The organism is Vibrio sp. D54 (assembly GCF_021728075.1).
GTDB classification, from domain to species: domain Bacteria; phylum Pseudomonadota; class Gammaproteobacteria; order Enterobacterales; family Vibrionaceae; genus Vibrio; species Vibrio alginolyticus.
This window is the reverse complement of the sequence record NZ_JAKKCS010000001.1, coordinates 339,570-355,824: the sequence shown is the minus strand read 5'-3', so window position 1 is coordinate 355,824 and position 16,255 is coordinate 339,570. Positions and strand designations below refer to the sequence as shown.

Below are 16,255 nucleotides of genomic sequence, written 5' to 3'. Positions count from 1 at the left end.
ATTGTATACCTTCAGGCAACGCATCGTCAGCCCAAGATAAGCAAGAACCTTAAGCTTGCTCTTCACTAATGGCTTTTATCAAGGGTAAAGCTTTTTCCCATCCGTGATTAAACATGGAAACAAAGTCGTTGTGAGTATGAATGGTAACATTGAGTAGTAAACGATCGTTGTTGGTATCGATCTGGTAGATCTCTCGCGATCCGATCCACCTAGATGCTAGGTCAGCATCGAGTTGTTGACGATTATCCGGATTAAAAATGGCAACATGATGAAATTCAAGTTTTTGAAGCGGTAGCACCGTATCTATGATCGCCCTTGTCCCGCCCATATCTGGATCAAAAAAAGTGATGCCACCTCCTTCTTCCCAAGCTCCTTCAAATTGAGACTGCGGTGAAAAGGCTTGTGCCCAACGTTTATACAACTCAACATCGGTTAGCACTTCCCACACTCGTTGCGGTGTCGCCGAAATTTCGACGTAATAATTTAGCGTAAGCATGATTTCTCTCCCTGAGCCTTTCTTGACGCTAGCCCATACTCAGGAAAAATCAAACCACACGACCAATTTATCTACCTGCCCCCTTCATTTTCCGACAGACTAAGAAGTTCTCGCTTGTAAACCGCCACTGCGATGCGCCTTAAAGCGAACCCAACATGTGTTCAGTATGATTGCGAGCACTATTAAACTCATCCCAACAATTTGACTCTGACTCATTCGGTCTTCAAAAAACAGGCTCTGCCAAACCGCAGTGAACAATAAGTTAGTAAAAATGAGTGGCGCAAGTTGAGAGCCACTGCTTGCCAGTTTATATGCTTTGGAGCGAAAAACTTGGGTGTTAATGATCATCAGAGACATCATACCGATCCACAGCGTATTTGAAGAAATCTCAGGCGCCATAACACTCATATTAAGTAACGCGTCGAAGTCATTAAACAAAGTTAGCGGCAACAGAAATACGGCAGCAAAACCAAACGCCCAAAAGTTGATTTCTAGCGGCGACATATTTGTTTTACTCACTTTATATAACGTAAGCTGAGAACCAGAATTGAAGAGTCCACCAGCCAAGCCGAGCAATAAATCCGCTCGCCATGTAATCTCACTTCCACCGCCCGCCAACATAACCACACCAGTGAACGCCATTGCTAAAGCCACCAATGTTGAAACACGAATGCGCCCCCTCATGAACAGCTTTTCAACCAAGGGAATAAATAATGGGCCAGTAGCAAACAAAACGACCCCCTCAACGAGCGTTAACGTTTGTAATGACGCGATAAAGCAAAGTTGTGACAAACCGATACAAAGAGCACGCAATAAAATAGGCTTTAGCGTGCCCGCTTTAGGAAAGGTAAGGTTTTTCACACGAAGTAAGATAAGCAAGATAAGCGCAGGCACCAAAAAACGTAAGAAGCTAAATAGTGTGACGGAAAGTTCGCCTGACAACTGCTTTGCTAACAGTCCAGTAACAGATAAGCTTAACGTAGACATCAACATGAAAAGGATAGATTTATTTACAGCATTCATTCAATACTCCTTAATATATGGAGCATTTTAAAAGACATCACTTATCGTAAATAGCGAGTAATATTAACCATTGATGTAAGAAAAACTTACAGTTTAACTTATCTATCACCAGCTACGGTTTTTAAATTATGCGGAAACTAGTCCCCTTAAAGTCCATCTACGCATTTGTTGCAGTAGCTGAGTCTGGCAGCATGACAGAAGCAGCACAGATATTAAGTGTGAGCCACTCAGCCGTAAGTCAGGCAATTAAATCGCTGGAGAGTCAAGTCAACAAGCCTCTATTTGATCGCATAGGCAGACAAGTTCAACTCAACGCGGACGGTAAAAAGTATTACAGGAAGGTGGCACCCGCTTTAGAGCAAATTGTCGATGCAACGGAAGCACTCATCCAAGATCAGAACTTGCAGCGTGTTACGCTCAATATGGTGAATTCATTGGCTCTTCACTGGTGGATTCCTCGAATGTCAGATTTACAAGGGTTTGCTCCTCAATTAGACGTTCGTTTATCAAACCTGTCTGGCAGATTCAATTTAGAACAAGAAGGTATCGACGCGGCTTTGGTGCATGGAAATCCCGAAGAATGGCAGGATTACTACTGCGAAAAGCTCAGTGAAGATGAACTGGTTTTGGTGTGCAGTCCTGAATTGATAACGAAGACAAAGGACTCAAACATCACTCAACTCTTAAAGCAGTATCCCATCATTGAAGTTACTAACGAACGAAGAAAAAATGACTGGAACGTGTGGCTGGACGCGACGGGTATCCAGCGACCTAAAAATAAAAAACCAATCACTTTTAACATGTCGATACAAGCCGTCCAGGCCACAACTCGTCGTTTGGGGTTATTGGTCACTCATCGCTTGTTTGTGAAGGATGACATCAAATATGGTCAGCTAATCGAGCTGGGAGAACCCGTCATTAATCCTCATCAACAGCTTTACTTTGTATGCCCGCCACACAAGCTAAAGCTTGAATCGTTTCATCTGTTGCGATCTTGGCTACAACAATCATTCAACTATTAGAAACTTTTGTTAAGCACATTCACTGAAAAACTAGTATAAAGTTAGAAGAGTACTTTTCATCCAAGGATGGTTTATGAAGCAGTATCAAATATGGCTAAGCGCACTCTGTTTTGCAGTATCTTTGAGTGCGACCGCAGAAGCAGAAAATGATAACCGCCTTTCAGAACAAGAGATATCCACGGCAATTATTGGGGGGCAGCAGGCTACCCAAAACCAACTTCCTTTTTTTGCACGTCTTATTCTACATAAAACTGGCGCTAATCAGTTTGCCAATATTTGTGGGGGAACCATTGTAAACGACCGCTTCATTTTAACTGCGGCTCACTGCGTAGAACCAAGCGTTTTTACTGACGGGTGGACAATCAACGATCTACGAGTGCTAGTCAAAAACCCTACGATGAATGACGTGTTTGTTGAAGAATTCAAAGATGTTCGCTCTATCACGATTCATCCTGATTATGTGCCTAGCGATTTATGGATTAATGACATCGCTGTCCTTGAATTGACTCGCCCTATTACCGATAACGTTCAATCCATCACTTTACCGCAAGACTTTGGAGACTACAGCAGCAAGACGGTTTATCAGATATTCGGTTTAGGTCAGACCTCGACTAGTGATGAAAACGGGCCAAACTATTTACGCTGGGCAGAAGTAAAACCTCTTACCGACAGCCAATGCGCTTCACTGGTAACAGGGTTTAATGCTCAGGAAAGTTTGTGTGCGAATGGGTTTCCTGAGCGAAGCTACACTGGTATCTGCCGCGGTGACTCAGGCGGTCCCCTCACTTATCAAGACAATAATGGCATGTATCAGCAAATCGGTATTGTGAGCTATGGTTCTTCTGTTTGTGAATCTGCTGCGATTCCGAGTGTGTTTACTGAGGTTCTAAATTATACAACGTGGATTGAAGCCCAAACCAGTTCGGGAGTGAAAACTCGTTATAACGCCCTCTTAGCAAGTACAGAAGATTATCATAGTGAAGGCGATTCCGGCTTTGAACCAGAAGATACTAACACGTCGGGCTTTGACGATAACGGCAGCGGCGGCGGCGGTGCTCTCGGATCAGGGTTGATCATGCTTGGAGGCTGGTTTGGTTGGCTAAGACACCGCAGAAATGATTCGCGCTCCTAGTTGCGTCAACAAGACATCATAATATCTTGCGCTTAACGCGAGAGTTAATGATGTCTTCAATCATCTTTTGCTCTTTTTTCGCTTTTTCATAGTTCTGCTTAGTACGCCAACGCTCAAGCACTTTTTCTAACCCTTGAACGCGTGCGTGCTTGTGTTCTAGTGTTTTCTGTACAGATGCACATTCCGCTTGCATAACGGCTTGCTCTTGCTCGTGGTGACGAAGCATTCTTTGTAGCATTTGGTCAACACGATTAAAGTTCATCAAAGCCGCGCTCGTCAGCGTCGGGCCGGTTCGGGTTGATTGTCCAGCGTGGCCTTTCAACGCCGATAACTGTTCCAATTGCATTGAAAGATGGGAGTGACGCTGACGCATGGCATCAAGTTGTTGACCCACACGATCACGCTGTTTTTCTTCCATTTGCTGTAACTTGCCTACGGCTTTTAACTTGGATTTCATTTCAGCCTTGTCACTCCCATTTGATTAAGCACTTTGAAAAAGCTGCGCGAGCTCGGTCAAACTGGTTGAGTAATCTACAGACTCGTTGGCAGCTTGTTGTAGATATGCACGCAAGTTTGGATACATAGCAACAGATTGATCTAACTCAGGATCTTGTCCTGGTTGATAACCCCCTAATGGCAGTAACTCTTTAACCTGAAGGTAGTTGGAGTACATTTGACGGAAGTTATTCGCAATCGTGCTGTGTGCGTCCTGCGTACAAGTATTCATACAACGGCTAATAGACGCGTTGATATCTATAGCAGGATAATGCCCTTGCTCAGCCAGTTGACGCGATAAAACGACATGCCCATCTAAGATGGCGCGCGCGGAATCCACGACTGGATCTTGTTGGTCGTCCCCTTCTGCCAATACGGTGTAAATTGCCGTTAAGCTACCATGTTGATTTTCACTGTTACCCGCTCGCTCTAGGAGTTGAGGTAACACGCTGAAGACAGAAGGCGGATAACCACGAGAAGCTGGAGGCTCACCGAGCGAAAGAGCGATTTCGCGCTGTGCCATGGCGTATCGGGTTAGAGAGTCCATCAGAAGTAGAACGTCTTTGCCTTGGTCTCGGAAATACTCTGAAACGCGATGACAAAGTAGTGTCGCTCTTAACCTCATTAGCGGGGATTCATCAGCAGGAGCCGCGATAATGATCGCTTTCTTGCGCGCTTCTGGGGTTAAGTTTCTCTCGATGAACTCACGTACTTCTCTGCCTCGCTCACCGATAAGCCCGACCACAATTACATCGGCCTCCGTGTTTTTGGTGATCATCCCCATTAACACACTTTTACCGACGCCACTGCCAGCCATCAAACCAATACGTTGGCCTTTGCCTACCGTCAATAGTCCATTAATCGCTCGCACGCCTACGTTGAGTGGCGTATCAACTGGGCGTCGCTTCAGTGGGTTAATCGGTTTTGGTTCAAGTGAAACTCGATCTCCCCCCTTAAGCGGCGCCCCATCATCTAACGGCTCACCTAAACCATTCAGTACGCGTCCTAACCACTGAGAGCTTAGCTGCACGGTACTGTCACCATCAAGAGGGATGACTTTTGCACCTGCAAACAGACCGCCTAAACGGCGGATAGGCATGAGGTAAGCAATAGTGTGTTCAAAGCCCACAACTTGCGCTTCGATCATATCGCCTTCCGCGGTTTCTACGAGACAACGCTGCTCAAGCTTAAACCGACACCCAACGGCTTGTAACATTAAGCCGTTTACTTTTATCAATCGCCCTGTTACGCGAGCAACAGGGATTGAATCGAGCGAAGCCAAGGCTTCGCTCAAACGCTCACTTAATAGTTCATGGCTTAGGGTATTACTCATGCTCAGACTCTACCTGTGGAATACTGACTTCATCCAAAAGGTGTTGCTTTACATTGTCCATACAGGCTTCCAAGCGAGAGTCGCAGCTCGCATCCGCTTCTGCGTCATCAGTTACTAGCTGGCAACCACCAATAGGAAGCTCCGTATTAGGGACCAGTTTCCAAGATTGCGGCAAATCAGCATTGATGTGAGTAATGCGCTCTAAGTCTTGCGGATTTAAATGCACAGTTACTGTTTCCGCTTTACCAGGCATGGCAGACAATGTCTCGTCCACCAAAGCTAGGATCTGCTGAGGCATTAAAGTGAGCTCGGCACGAATCACTTGCTGAGCTACCTTTTGTACCAGTTCACAAATCATATGGCGTTGTTGCTGCTCTTTTTCATCCTGCCAACGAGAAAGGGCGTGAAAAAGTTCATTGACAGGCTTCGCCGCCTCCAAAAAGCCTTGCTTTCCAGACTGCTCACCGGAAACAAAGCCTTTTTGGAAACCTTCTTTTTGGCCTTCCAACAGACCTTGTTGCTTGCCCTGTTCGATACCTTGGCGTAAGCCTTCCTCATGCCCTTGTTGCAAACCTTGTTGAAAACCTTCTTCAAGTTGCTGTTGGATATCAATTTGAGGTTCTTGCCAGCCTTGGTTATCTAGCCCGAATTCGTCTTCGATAGTCTTAGGTTGCGCTAAAGGCGGAAAACGGTGTAAACGATACCCGCTCGGAGGCAATCGCATAGTACTTGATTTTGTCTCTAGCATGACCTTACTCCACCGTTGGCTCTTCATAGAGAAGCAGCTGAACTTCACCAGATTCATCCAGCTCACGTACCATTTGCATGATGTCTTGACGTGCTTTTTGAACTCGACTTAACGCAACAGCGCCGCGTGCGTCCATGTCATCTTCTAGCGCTTTCACCATACGTTGCGGCATTGAACGCTTAATAGCTTGCTGTAAGGTAATATCGGAACCTTTTAGCGCGACTGCCCACAACTCTAGCGGGATTTGCTGCACCAACATGTCCATGGTTTCTTCGCGTTGTCGGCCAAGAACCATAAAGTCGAACATGTTTTCTTCGATTGCATTAACAACATCTTCATCATGCAACTTCAGCATTTCCATCAATGAACCACGGTCACCTTCAAAGCGGTTAATGATATCTGCAGCTTGCTTAACACCTGATAACGGCGTGCTTTGACTTGCGGATACTTTTTCGATGCAACGCTCAACGAGTTCATGCAAATCAACAGCAACTTGATGATCGATATCTTGCAATTGAGCAATACGGAACAAGATTTCGTCATGGTAATCTTGTGGCAAGTGCTTCAATACCGCTGAAGAGCTGTCTGCTGGCAAATACGCTAGAAAAATTGCTTGCATTTGTGGGTGCTCGTTCACAATGAAACGAGCGAGAGTTTCTGCTTCCACCCACTGTAAGCGCTGCATATTGTTGCGAATTTCATCGCCATATAAGGTATTTAATAACCCTTTTGCCAAATCGTTACCCAATGCTTTACGCAATGTATTAGATAGGTATTCCTTAGAGGCTCCTCGAATACCGCTGTGCTCACGAAAATCTTCAAAGAAAGTTTGAATAACACCACGAGCAGAATCGCTCTTAATGCCATTTAACTTCGCCATTGCACGAGTCACACGCTGGGTTTCATCACGGCTAAAGTGTTGCAAAACCTTCGCTGCGGCATCCTCGCCCATGCCTAATAGCACGAGCGCGGTTTGTTCAACATAACTAAGCGTCTGCTTTGATAGAACTGTGTTCATTGATGTTTACCCATTGTTTCAGTATTTCGGCTACGCGCTCTGGCTCTTCATTAGCAATAAGCTGTAGGTGTTTCAATTGAATTTCTAATGGCGAACCTGCTGGTGGTAGCATGTCGCTGTTTACATCTAAACCTGAAGAGGCTGAGATGCCTTTTTCAGATAGGCGGCGATCAAGTACTTCTTCATGCTCGCGTTCTTCACGCGTTTGCAAGTTTTCGTAGTCAGGCTCTTCCTGAGGCTCAGCAAAATTTAGCTCAGGCACAGGTTTATCAACGCCAGTTAGGTGCATGATTAATGGACGCAGTACGAAGAAGATCATCGCCAAGCCTAACAAGCCACCAATAACGTAGCGTATTGGCTGCTGTACTGTAGGGTCTTGCCACCACGGCAGTGCAGGAGGAGCATCAATTTCAATTGGGGTGAAGTTGAAACTCATTAAACTTAAGCTGTCACCTCGTGTGGCAGAGATACCAACAGCATCCATGATCATGTTTGAGATTTGCTCTTTATCGGCTTCACTCCACGCGACACCATCTGGCGAAGCTTTGGAGTTCAACAGAACCGAGACACTGAGCTTTTCTATTTGGCCTTGTTGGTATTGAGTACGACGAACACTACTACCTACAGCATATTGACGATTCACTTCAGATCGCGCATTCGTGTTTTGGCTGTCGTTCGTTTCCACTTCACCAGATCCTGTCACTGGCGGTTGGTTACTTAGAGAACCAGGAACACCCAACGCAATTTGATCAACCGAGTTGTTATGAATGGTGTGCTCATTACGCACAACCGGCGCGTTATCCAAAATTTCTTGTGTTTCTTCAACTTGGCTAAAGTCCAGATCGGCAGCGACTTGTACGCGGAAGTTACTCGGCCCCACAATCGGCGTAAGCATGTCTGCTGCGCGTTGGATGATCTGTTTTTCAACACTCTTCTGGTATTCAAGATATTTCGCGTTTACTTTGCCGGCTTCCGCAGAAGCGACATCCGCACTAAGAAGACGGCCGTACTGGTCAATGACAGAAACAAATTCTGGCTTCATTGCCGTGACACTGCCAACCACTAGGTTAATGATCGCTTCAACTTGTTCAGGCTTTAAGTCTTCACCAGGTTTGAGCTCAAGCATGACAGATGCTGAAGGATTCTCACTGTTTTGGCGGACGAATAGAGTTTGACGAGGTATTGCTAAATGAACACGCGCGTTCGCTACTGAGTTCAAAGACATGATAGTACGTACTAACTCACCTTCTAAACCATGACGATAACGCGCCGTTTCCATAAATTGGCTCGTACCAAGAGAGCTATCTTCCTTGAGCGAATCCAAACCTGTCGGCAGCTTAGCTTTAACACCTTTTGATGCAAGCAACATGCGCACCTTCGCAACCTCACCTTCTGGTACAAGAACTTGTCCATTTTGCTCTTGCATGCGGTAGCTTACGCCTTCGCTTTCTAATACCGACACAATTTCGCCGATATCAAAACGCTCTTGTTGGCTATATAGCGGACGAAAGCTCTGCGAGGAACTCCATAGTGCAACCACAATAATCGCTGCAACAATCGCAGCTAACACCGCAGATAGCACTAAGTTTCTCTGACTGCTAGACCAGATTTGCTTCAGCTTCGTTGTCACATCGTCCATGCCGTTGGCAGTAGAAAATGTCTGTGCTGTGCCGGTAGCCATAGCTGTGTTTCCGGCGACTTGGGGGGTTAGTTCTGACATGAATTACACCGGCATCTTCATAATATCTTCAAATGAGGTCACGACTTTGTTGCGCACTTGCATCAAAGCATTAAAGGACAAGCTGGCTTTTTGGCTCGCGACCATTGCACCAACTAGGTCATCACTTTTTCCTGTTTCTACGGCCGTCATTTTTTGACTAGCCACTGATTGATGTTGATTCACTGTATCCAACACATTTGTCATCGCTTGTGAGAACGATAAAGGTGCGTTTAGTGATTGTTGATCTAAAGGATTTGCACTCACGATAAACTCTGGCGGCTGCACTTGTGCCTGCATCGCCTGCATTTTTGACAACATAAGTTGCTCTGCCGAGACCGCATGAGTAGGTTGACTTGCCATCTATTTTTTCTCCTATTAGGCAGCCGAGCCTAGTGCCGACTGTAAATCAATACCATGTTCTCGCATTGCTGCGAGCTTGTAGCGTAGCGCTCGAGTAGAGACTCCAAGCGCGTTTGCGGTTTTCGTTCGGTTTCCACCAAACTGACGTAACTTTTCCAAAATAAACTGATATTCAGCTTGCTTCTTCGCTTCTACATGACCAAAGTTTGAAGTTGGCTCTGCTGTAGGAACTGACGCGACAAGCTCAATAGGCAGCATCAGGTCATGGGCTGTTATGTAATCACCATGACGCATGACCAAAGCGCGTTGAATGACATTTTCCAACTCACGAATATTGCCCGGCCAGTGATACTGACTCAGCGCACTAATCGCATCTTGGGATAGGTGACAGCGGCTGCTATCTTGATACTTTTCAATAAAGAATTGGCTAATCGGTAGAATGTCCTCTTTTCTTTCACGCAAAGGCGGCCAGTGCAGAGGCAGCACGTCTAATCGATAATAAAGATCTTCACGGAACGTGCCTTTTTGAACTTCCTCACGTAAGTCTTTGTTGGTTGCCGCAATAACACGAATATCGAGCTGAACGGCTTTATGGCTACCAACACGTTCTACTTCACGCTCTTGAAGGACGCGTAACAATTTCGCTTGAACCGCAGGTGACATTTCACCAATCTCGTCAAGCAGAATCGTCCCGCCATTTGCTTCTTCAAACTTACCGCTTTGAGAATTTGTCGCTCCGGTGAACGCGCCTTTTACATGACCGAATAGCACAGCCTCTAACATTGACTCTGGAATGGCGGCACAGTTAACCGCCACAAATGGACCATTGATACGCGGAGAGTGCTCATGCACATATCGCGCCAGCACTTCTTTACCCGTTCCCGATTCACCTGTAATAAGCACACTCGCGTTAGTACATGCTGCACGATGCGCCAATTGCAGAACTTGTTTGCTTCTCCAAGACTCTGCAACAATGTTGGCCATTGGCTTACCTAACGCTTCAACACGTTTAAGCAGATTAACCAACTGATTAGATTCAAATGGGCGTAATAGATAATCAGTAGCGCCCGCTTTCATCGTCTCAGCAGCCAAGATGCCTTGTTCTTGGTCGACAATCGCAATAACAACACCCGAATTTCGCTGCTTTTGGTGACACGCGACAAACTCACGAACACACATATCTGGCAGCGTAGAGCTCACTAAAGTGATTTCTGCTCGCTCTTCAAGCAAAGCGCCTCGACCAGTACGAGTGTGTTTCGCGGTGTAACCTGCATTTTGCAACACATCCAATACTGGTTGAGCAAGAGCTTCATTTGGCTCAACCAACAAAATTTTCGTTTTCGTCATCATTGAACCTTAACTTTCGTTTGTTGATTTTGTGATTGTAGATCTGGGTAGTGTTTCGTAGCCGTATACTCGTTGTCTCTCACTAAACGCAGGGTGACACGTCGGTTTTTTGCTTGGCCATTAACCGAGTTATTGCTGGCAATTGGGTAACGCGAACCATGAGCTCGTGTTTCGATCATCGACTCGTCGACCCCAAGCTCAATCAAAGCGTTGGTGACTTGCTCTGCTCGAGTACGTGACACAGAAAGGTTCGTTAAACTTGAACCAACGTTATCGGTGTGACCGTCGATGAGGATTTTGGTCACTCGATCATCCACAGATACATAGCTATACAGCGCTTCTAGTGTTGCTTTCTGTCCACGACTTAACGTCTTCTGACCAAACTCAAATGAGAGCGCCATATCCCTTGCCTCTGAAAAAGACAATTTAGGCAATCGCGCGCGACACGCATTAAATGATTTCAATGCGTTTTGAATTTGAAGAGTAGGAATCACAATCTCTGAAACAGAGGAAGCATTACTTCCTTTAAGTGACAGCGTCACCCAACTACCCGAAGCAATTGAATCCATGAATTCTTCAGCGCCTTTATTAAAGATGAAACGCTGAGACGGCTTAGTAAATTCAAGGGAGCCAAATTCTTTTCTATAAAGCTCATTACTCCAAGGAGCATTTTGAGTTGTTAAAGCAATCGTTTTCCATCTATTGTTTTCATATTCTATATCGGAAATAAAATAGAATTTATTATTAGGTTCCGCTAGGAAATAAAACTTCCCATAGTCATTATTTGATTGCAACAAGTTGCATTTGAATTTATTTCCCTCATATGTCCATTTAGAGAGGTCCATAGGGATTGTTAAGACTTCTTCTGAATATGACACTTTTGAAAAAATAAAACTGATAACAATAATTGTGTTACAAATTATCAAACGGACATGATTCATGTATATCTTACATTCCCATGACTTAAACCGTTTAATTAAATATGCCACCAAGCCGAGAGAACTGGCATAGCTAATCATTTTAATTACCTATTCTGAATATTAAAATTGGTTACAAAACGCTCAAGAGAGCACGCCTAGCCTCCAATGGAAGCTTTAAGCATAAAAAACAGCATCTTATAATTTATTTATTTGAAGTTGTTGTTACGCCATAAAGGCAATTTAAAAAATCTATAACAACTAAAACGCTCAACATTGTTATTTTATTTATTAAGCGATTTATAAAGAAAACTAACTCTTTTTAAATTTCATTAAAAGATTATGACTATATGAACAAAGCAACATGTGAACTAAAGTCACAATCTTAGAGTTTGGAGCTAAAAGATCATTAAAATTTCTGTGTAGACTACACGCCATTAAGTTAAAACACTTTCGATTGTTAACGCACGGTAAAATATAAATGGAAAATAGAGTTAGCGAGCCTATTTCTGATAGTCAACTACTTGATGTAGAATTATTAGGCAAACCTATTCATATCATTCGTGAGAAGCTCGATAATTTAATTTCAGAATCTTGCTCAAACCTTACGACTGAATTACAAAATTGGCTCAGCACAGGAAAAGTGGAAGCTAGCTTAACCTCAGTAGACTTGCACCGCTTTACATCGGTTGAGATGGACAAAGAGCAAACGTCGACCTATCAACATCAGGAAGGCGGCATGGTATTCATCCATGGTAACCCTCACACGCTAATAAAGTTGGCTGATAGATTTTATGGTGCAAGTGCAGAGCGTTCAGCCGCTACTCTGACGGCCAGTGACTTACGTTTACAAGAGCGCATCAGTCGAATCATCATCGGTTGGCTTGCTCCTGGTGAAATGTGGGACACGGGTGAGTATGAGACCCCTAGAGGAATTGGCATTAACGTTCAATTAAACATTGCGTTTGACGATCATCAAGGCTCAATTCATCTCAAGCTAGATGGTCATCTTATTCAAACGCTGATCGAGCAGCTTGAACTGCAACCTGATACCGATTTGTTTCAACCTTTCTGTCGTTCTTTAGAGACGACCCCCGTTCGACTGAACGTTGTTCTAAGTAAAAAGAAGATGCCTTTAAGTGATGTGGTTGGCTTACAACCCAACGATATTTTACCTATTGAACTTCTTAACACGGTTCCAGTAAGCATTGGCAACCAATCTCTATTTACAGGTCGTATTGCCGAGCAAGACGGCCAACTTGTTTTGATCTTTAACCCTGATAAGGAACCGCAGCGATGAGCGAAGCGCTAGAAACTAATGCATTCGACGCAGAAGAACTGAACTTTGATGATTTTCAATTAGAAGACTTTGAAGCCGAAGATACGCTCCAACAAGAACCAGCCACTGCGGAACGTGACCTTAGCTTTTTCAAAAGCATTCCTGTCACAGTCACGCTGGAAGTTGCGAGTAAGGAGATCCCACTTGGGGACTTAATGAAAGCGGGTGAAGGCACGGTTATCGAGTTGGAAAAGCTCAATGGCGAGCCTTTAGACGTGAAAGTAAACGGTTCTCTTATGGGCCACGCTGAAGTTGTCGTTGTCAATGATAAGTATGGACTTCGTCTGATCGATGTACATGACTCTGCATTGAGTGGCGTTGGTCAATAATCTTAGGTAGGCATCACAATGAAAAATCTGAGCGCTTGGCACCGTTGGTTACCTCTTTTGGTATTGGTGTCACTTTTGTTTGCTTTCCCAACAATGGCGGCTGACAACGGCTTAACTATCTTGTCCGTTTCTGATGGCGACACACAACAAGAATACAGCGTTAAACTGCAAATTCTGTTGTTGATGACGGCGCTCAGTTTTCTTCCAGCATTTATTTTGATGGCGACGAGCTTTACTCGAATTGTCGTTGTCCTTGCGATTTTGCGCCAAGCTCTTGGTCTTCAACAAAGCCCACCTAACAGAGTGTTGGTCGGGATCGCTCTCGCATTGACGTTACTGATTATGCGCCCTGTCTGGAGCGATATTTATGAAAATGCGTTTCAGCCATACGACAACGGCGAAATCACGCTAATACAGGCTTTTTCTGTTGCAGAGAAACCAGTGAGAGAGTTCATGCTGGCACAGACGCACCAAAGCTCTCTTGAACAAATGTTACGTATTGCCAATGAGCCTCTCGACCAAAACGTTGAGGATATTTCATTTGCCGTTGTCTTGCCTGCATTTGTCATTAGTGAACTAAAAACCGCCTTCCAAATTGGTTTTATGCTTTTCATCCCGTTTTTGGTCATCGACTTGGTTGTCGCCAGTGTCCTGATGGCAATGGGTATGATGATGCTATCACCTTTAATTGTCTCACTTCCCTTTAAGTTGGTGGTATTTGTACTCGTGGATGGTTGGGCAATGACAGTTGGCACCTTATCTGCCAGCTTCGGTTAACGAGGAGCAGTTATGACCCCAGAACTAACCGTAACGTTATTTTCCGATGCAGTATGGCTGATCATTTTGATGGTTGCCGTATTGGTTGTTCCAGGCTTAATTGTCGGTTTGTGTATCGCCGTATTTCAGGCTGCCACACAAATCAACGAGCAAACACTCAGCTTTTTGCCACGTTTGCTCGTTACCTTATTAATGGTGATTTTTGCAGGTCACTGGATGCTACGTAAGATAATGGAACTGTTTGATTTCTTGTTCCACAACATACCAGGGATGATTGGCTAATGGCCATCACATTTGCAGAGCTCTCGGCGATACTCGGTCAACTCTGGTGGCCGTTTTTTCGTGTGGGAGCCGTATTTATTTCAATGCCTTTCTTTGGTGATGCGATTATTCCTGTTTGGGTTCGTACTTTACTGGCCCTCTCGATCGTTGTCATTACTGGACCGTTAATGCCACCCATGCAACAAGTCGAGTTATTCTCTATGACTTCCCTGTTCCTTGCTTTTGAGCAAGCTATTTGGGGAGTAATGTTTGGGTTAATTTTGCACATGCTCTTTAACGTTTTCACCATGCTTGGCCAGGTGATTTCTCTGCAAATGGGCTTAGGTATGGCGATGATGAATGATCCTATTAACGGGCTTTCTGTCGCCATTTTGGGACGCATATTTCTGATTTTCTCAACCTTGTTGTTCCTCGCGCTAGAAGGACACTTACTCGTCATAGATATCGTGATTCAAAGCTTTGTTGTTTGGCCAGTCGGATCTGGTATCACATCGCTTTCTCTGCAAGGTGTTGTCAATATTTTCGGTTGGATGTTTGCCTCTTCACTCGCTTTGGCTTTGCCCGCTATTGTTTCCATGCTTCTAGCCAACATCAGTTTTGGTGTAATGAACCGAGCCGCACCATCACTTAATGTCTATGCGTTAGGTTTTCCTATGACGATGCTGCTGGGTCTATTCAGCGTGTTAATCTCAGTTTCTGGTGTTCCTGGTCGCTACACGGCGCTCGTTCACGACACCATTAGACACTTGAGTAACTTTATGTTGGGGGGAGCATGAGCGATCAATCTTCTCAAGACAAAACTGAAAAAGCCTCACCGCAGAAGGTAAAGAAAGCCCGCCAGGAAGGACAAATTCCTCGCGCGAAAGAGTTTACTACTGCGGTTATATTTCTAGCGGTGGCGCTCTACTTTTACTCTCAGCTTAATAGTATTTGGGAAAGCATGTCGGGGATCTTTCGCTACAACATGATGCTGACGCGAGCCGACCTAGAAAATCCTAAACAACTTGTCGAGCAATTGGGACAAAGTTTAGCGGTCATCATCGACATGCTATTACCATTGTTTACCGTCATTATTATCGTGACCTGTGGTAGTAGCCTTGTGCTAGGCGGCTGGATGTTCCGTCCCGCGAACGTGATGCCAAAGCTGAGCAAAATTAATCCTTTGAGCGGGATAAAGCGCATTTTTTCGACCCGCTCAGTGGTTGAGCTCTTAAAGTCGACGTTCAAAGTAGCCGTCATCTTCGGCATCTTATATGGCTACTTAGACAACCACTTACAGCCATTACTTGGCATGCAAAATCTCCCGCTCAGCCAAGGTTTTTCTCTAGTAATGTCAATTCTGTTTGAAGGCTTACTCTTAATGGGCTTTGCATTGTTGTTATTTGGGGTTATCGACATTCCTTATCAGCGTTGGGAACACCTAAAAGAACTCCGCATGACGAAACAAGAATTGAAAGAGGAATTTAAAAATAATGAAGGTCGTCCGGAAGTAAAACAACGTATTCGTCAAATACAGCAACAGTTTGCGCGCCGTAAGATCGATAAAATGGTGCCGACGGCTGACGTGATCATCACAAACCCAACGCACTACGCAGTCGCACTGAAATACGAGCCTTCGCTTTCTGACGCGCCCTTTGTCGTCGCAAAAGGCGTAGACGAAACTGCTATGCACATTCAACGTATCGCCCGAGAAAACAAAGTGGAAATCATTAACTCCCCGCCACTTACCCGTTCGATTTATCACACGACGGCGATTGAACAAGCAATTCCAAGCCAACTGTACATCGCAGTGGCACATATTCTTACTTACGTTTTGCAATTGAAAGCCTTTCGTAAAGGTGAGGGAAAAGAGCCAATTCCTTTACCTCATTTTTCGATTCCAAAACATTTGCAGCACTGATTAACCCGCGTTTATCC

The 16,255-nt window shown here is 44.7% G+C and carries 18 protein-coding genes; 8 read left to right on the top strand and 10 right to left on the bottom strand.

Translation table 11 applies throughout. The features are described from left to right. Window positions 1–49: 49 nt before the first annotated feature. A complete protein-coding gene (locus tag L3V37_RS01610) occupies window positions 50–496 on the bottom strand; it encodes an SRPBCC domain-containing protein (protein WP_005375065.1) in 447 nt (148 codons plus the stop codon). Between the two features lie 99 nt (window positions 497–595). Then, window positions 596–1,519: a DMT family transporter gene (locus L3V37_RS01605; RefSeq protein WP_237305708.1), complete on the bottom strand. Its 924-nt coding sequence runs from the start codon at window positions 1,517–1,519 to the stop codon at window positions 596–598. Between the two features lie 128 nt (window positions 1,520–1,647). Here L3V37_RS01605 and L3V37_RS01600 point away from each other — a divergent pair, with 128 nt between their 5' ends. Further along, on the top strand, window positions 1,648–2,541 hold the full coding sequence (locus tag L3V37_RS01600) for a LysR substrate-binding domain-containing protein (RefSeq protein ID WP_237305707.1): 894 nt from the start codon (window positions 1,648–1,650) through the stop codon (window positions 2,539–2,541). 73 nt (window positions 2,542–2,614) lie between these two features. Then, window positions 2,615–3,673: a trypsin-like serine protease gene (locus L3V37_RS01595; RefSeq protein ID WP_237305706.1), complete on the top strand. Its 1,059-nt coding sequence runs from the start codon at window positions 2,615–2,617 to the stop codon at window positions 3,671–3,673. Window positions 3,674–3,689: 16 nt separating this feature from the next. On the opposite strand, the gene fliJ is transcribed toward L3V37_RS01595, so the two are convergent. The 8 genes from fliJ to L3V37_RS01555 are packed head-to-tail and all read right to left on the bottom strand — an operon-like array spanning window position 3,690 to window position 11,713. Next, on the bottom strand, window positions 3,690–4,130 hold the full coding sequence (gene fliJ, locus L3V37_RS01590; RefSeq protein ID WP_005384016.1) for a flagellar export protein FliJ: 441 nt from the start codon (window positions 4,128–4,130) through the stop codon (window positions 3,690–3,692). A 24-nt stretch (window positions 4,131–4,154) separates the two neighbouring features. After that, on the bottom strand, window positions 4,155–5,501 hold the full coding sequence (gene fliI / locus L3V37_RS01585) for a flagellar protein export ATPase FliI (RefSeq protein WP_130545753.1): 1,347 nt from the start codon (window positions 5,499–5,501) through the stop codon (window positions 4,155–4,157). Further along, window positions 5,494–6,249: a flagellar assembly protein FliH gene (gene fliH / locus L3V37_RS01580; RefSeq protein ID WP_005375050.1), complete on the bottom strand. Its 756-nt coding sequence runs from the start codon at window positions 6,247–6,249 to the stop codon at window positions 5,494–5,496. Before fliH ends, fliI begins: the two co-directional genes overlap by 8 nt. A 4-nt stretch (window positions 6,250–6,253) precedes the next feature. After that, window positions 6,254–7,267: a flagellar motor switch protein FliG gene (locus L3V37_RS01575; RefSeq protein WP_005375048.1), complete on the bottom strand. Its 1,014-nt coding sequence runs from the start codon at window positions 7,265–7,267 to the stop codon at window positions 6,254–6,256. Continuing rightward, window positions 7,236–8,987 (bottom strand): flagellar basal-body MS-ring/collar protein FliF, encoded by a 1,752-nt coding sequence (gene fliF, locus L3V37_RS01570; protein WP_005384024.1) that lies wholly within the window; start codon window positions 8,985–8,987, stop codon window positions 7,236–7,238. The genes L3V37_RS01575 and fliF overlap by 32 nt, the downstream gene beginning before the upstream one ends. Before the next feature lie 3 nt (window positions 8,988–8,990). Then, window positions 8,991–9,347 (bottom strand): flagellar hook-basal body complex protein FliE, encoded by a 357-nt coding sequence (gene fliE / locus L3V37_RS01565; protein ID WP_005375045.1) that lies wholly within the window; start codon window positions 9,345–9,347, stop codon window positions 8,991–8,993. Between the two features lie 15 nt (window positions 9,348–9,362). Continuing rightward, on the bottom strand, window positions 9,363–10,694 hold the full coding sequence (locus tag L3V37_RS01560; RefSeq protein WP_047102378.1) for a sigma-54-dependent Fis family transcriptional regulator: 1,332 nt from the start codon (window positions 10,692–10,694) through the stop codon (window positions 9,363–9,365). Then, window positions 10,694–11,713 (bottom strand): OmpA family protein, encoded by a 1,020-nt coding sequence (locus tag L3V37_RS01555; RefSeq protein ID WP_237305705.1) that lies wholly within the window; start codon window positions 11,711–11,713, stop codon window positions 10,694–10,696. The genes L3V37_RS01560 and L3V37_RS01555 overlap by 1 nt, the downstream gene beginning before the upstream one ends. 379 nt (window positions 11,714–12,092) lie before the next feature. On the opposite strand from L3V37_RS01555, the gene L3V37_RS01550 reads away from it, so the two are divergent. Genes L3V37_RS01550 through flhB form a run of 6 tightly spaced genes read left to right on the top strand, consistent with a single transcriptional unit; the run spans window position 12,093 to window position 16,238 of the window. Then, a complete protein-coding gene (locus L3V37_RS01550) occupies window positions 12,093–12,911 on the top strand; it encodes a FliM/FliN family flagellar motor switch protein (protein WP_005375039.1) in 819 nt (272 codons plus the stop codon). Continuing rightward, a complete protein-coding gene (gene fliN, locus L3V37_RS01545; RefSeq protein WP_005375038.1) occupies window positions 12,908–13,279 on the top strand; it encodes a flagellar motor switch protein FliN in 372 nt (123 codons plus the stop codon). The genes L3V37_RS01550 and fliN overlap by 4 nt, the downstream gene beginning before the upstream one ends. A gap of 18 nt (window positions 13,280–13,297) precedes the next feature. Beyond that, window positions 13,298–14,056 (top strand): flagellar type III secretion system pore protein FliP, encoded by a 759-nt coding sequence (gene fliP / locus L3V37_RS01540; protein WP_005375037.1) that lies wholly within the window; start codon window positions 13,298–13,300, stop codon window positions 14,054–14,056. A gap of 12 nt (window positions 14,057–14,068) precedes the next feature. Then, window positions 14,069–14,338 carry a flagellar biosynthesis protein FliQ gene (gene fliQ / locus L3V37_RS01535; protein WP_005375036.1) on the top strand — a complete coding sequence of 90 codons (270 nt, stop codon included), beginning with the start codon at window positions 14,069–14,071 and terminating at the stop codon, window positions 14,336–14,338. Beyond that, on the top strand, window positions 14,338–15,114 hold the full coding sequence (gene fliR / locus L3V37_RS01530; protein WP_237305704.1) for a flagellar biosynthetic protein FliR: 777 nt from the start codon (window positions 14,338–14,340) through the stop codon (window positions 15,112–15,114). Before fliQ ends, fliR begins: the two co-directional genes overlap by 1 nt. Beyond that, on the top strand, window positions 15,111–16,238 hold the full coding sequence (flhB, locus tag L3V37_RS01525) for a flagellar biosynthesis protein FlhB (RefSeq protein WP_005375025.1): 1,128 nt from the start codon (window positions 15,111–15,113) through the stop codon (window positions 16,236–16,238). Before fliR ends, flhB begins: the two co-directional genes overlap by 4 nt. Window positions 16,239–16,255 lie beyond the last annotated feature (17 nt).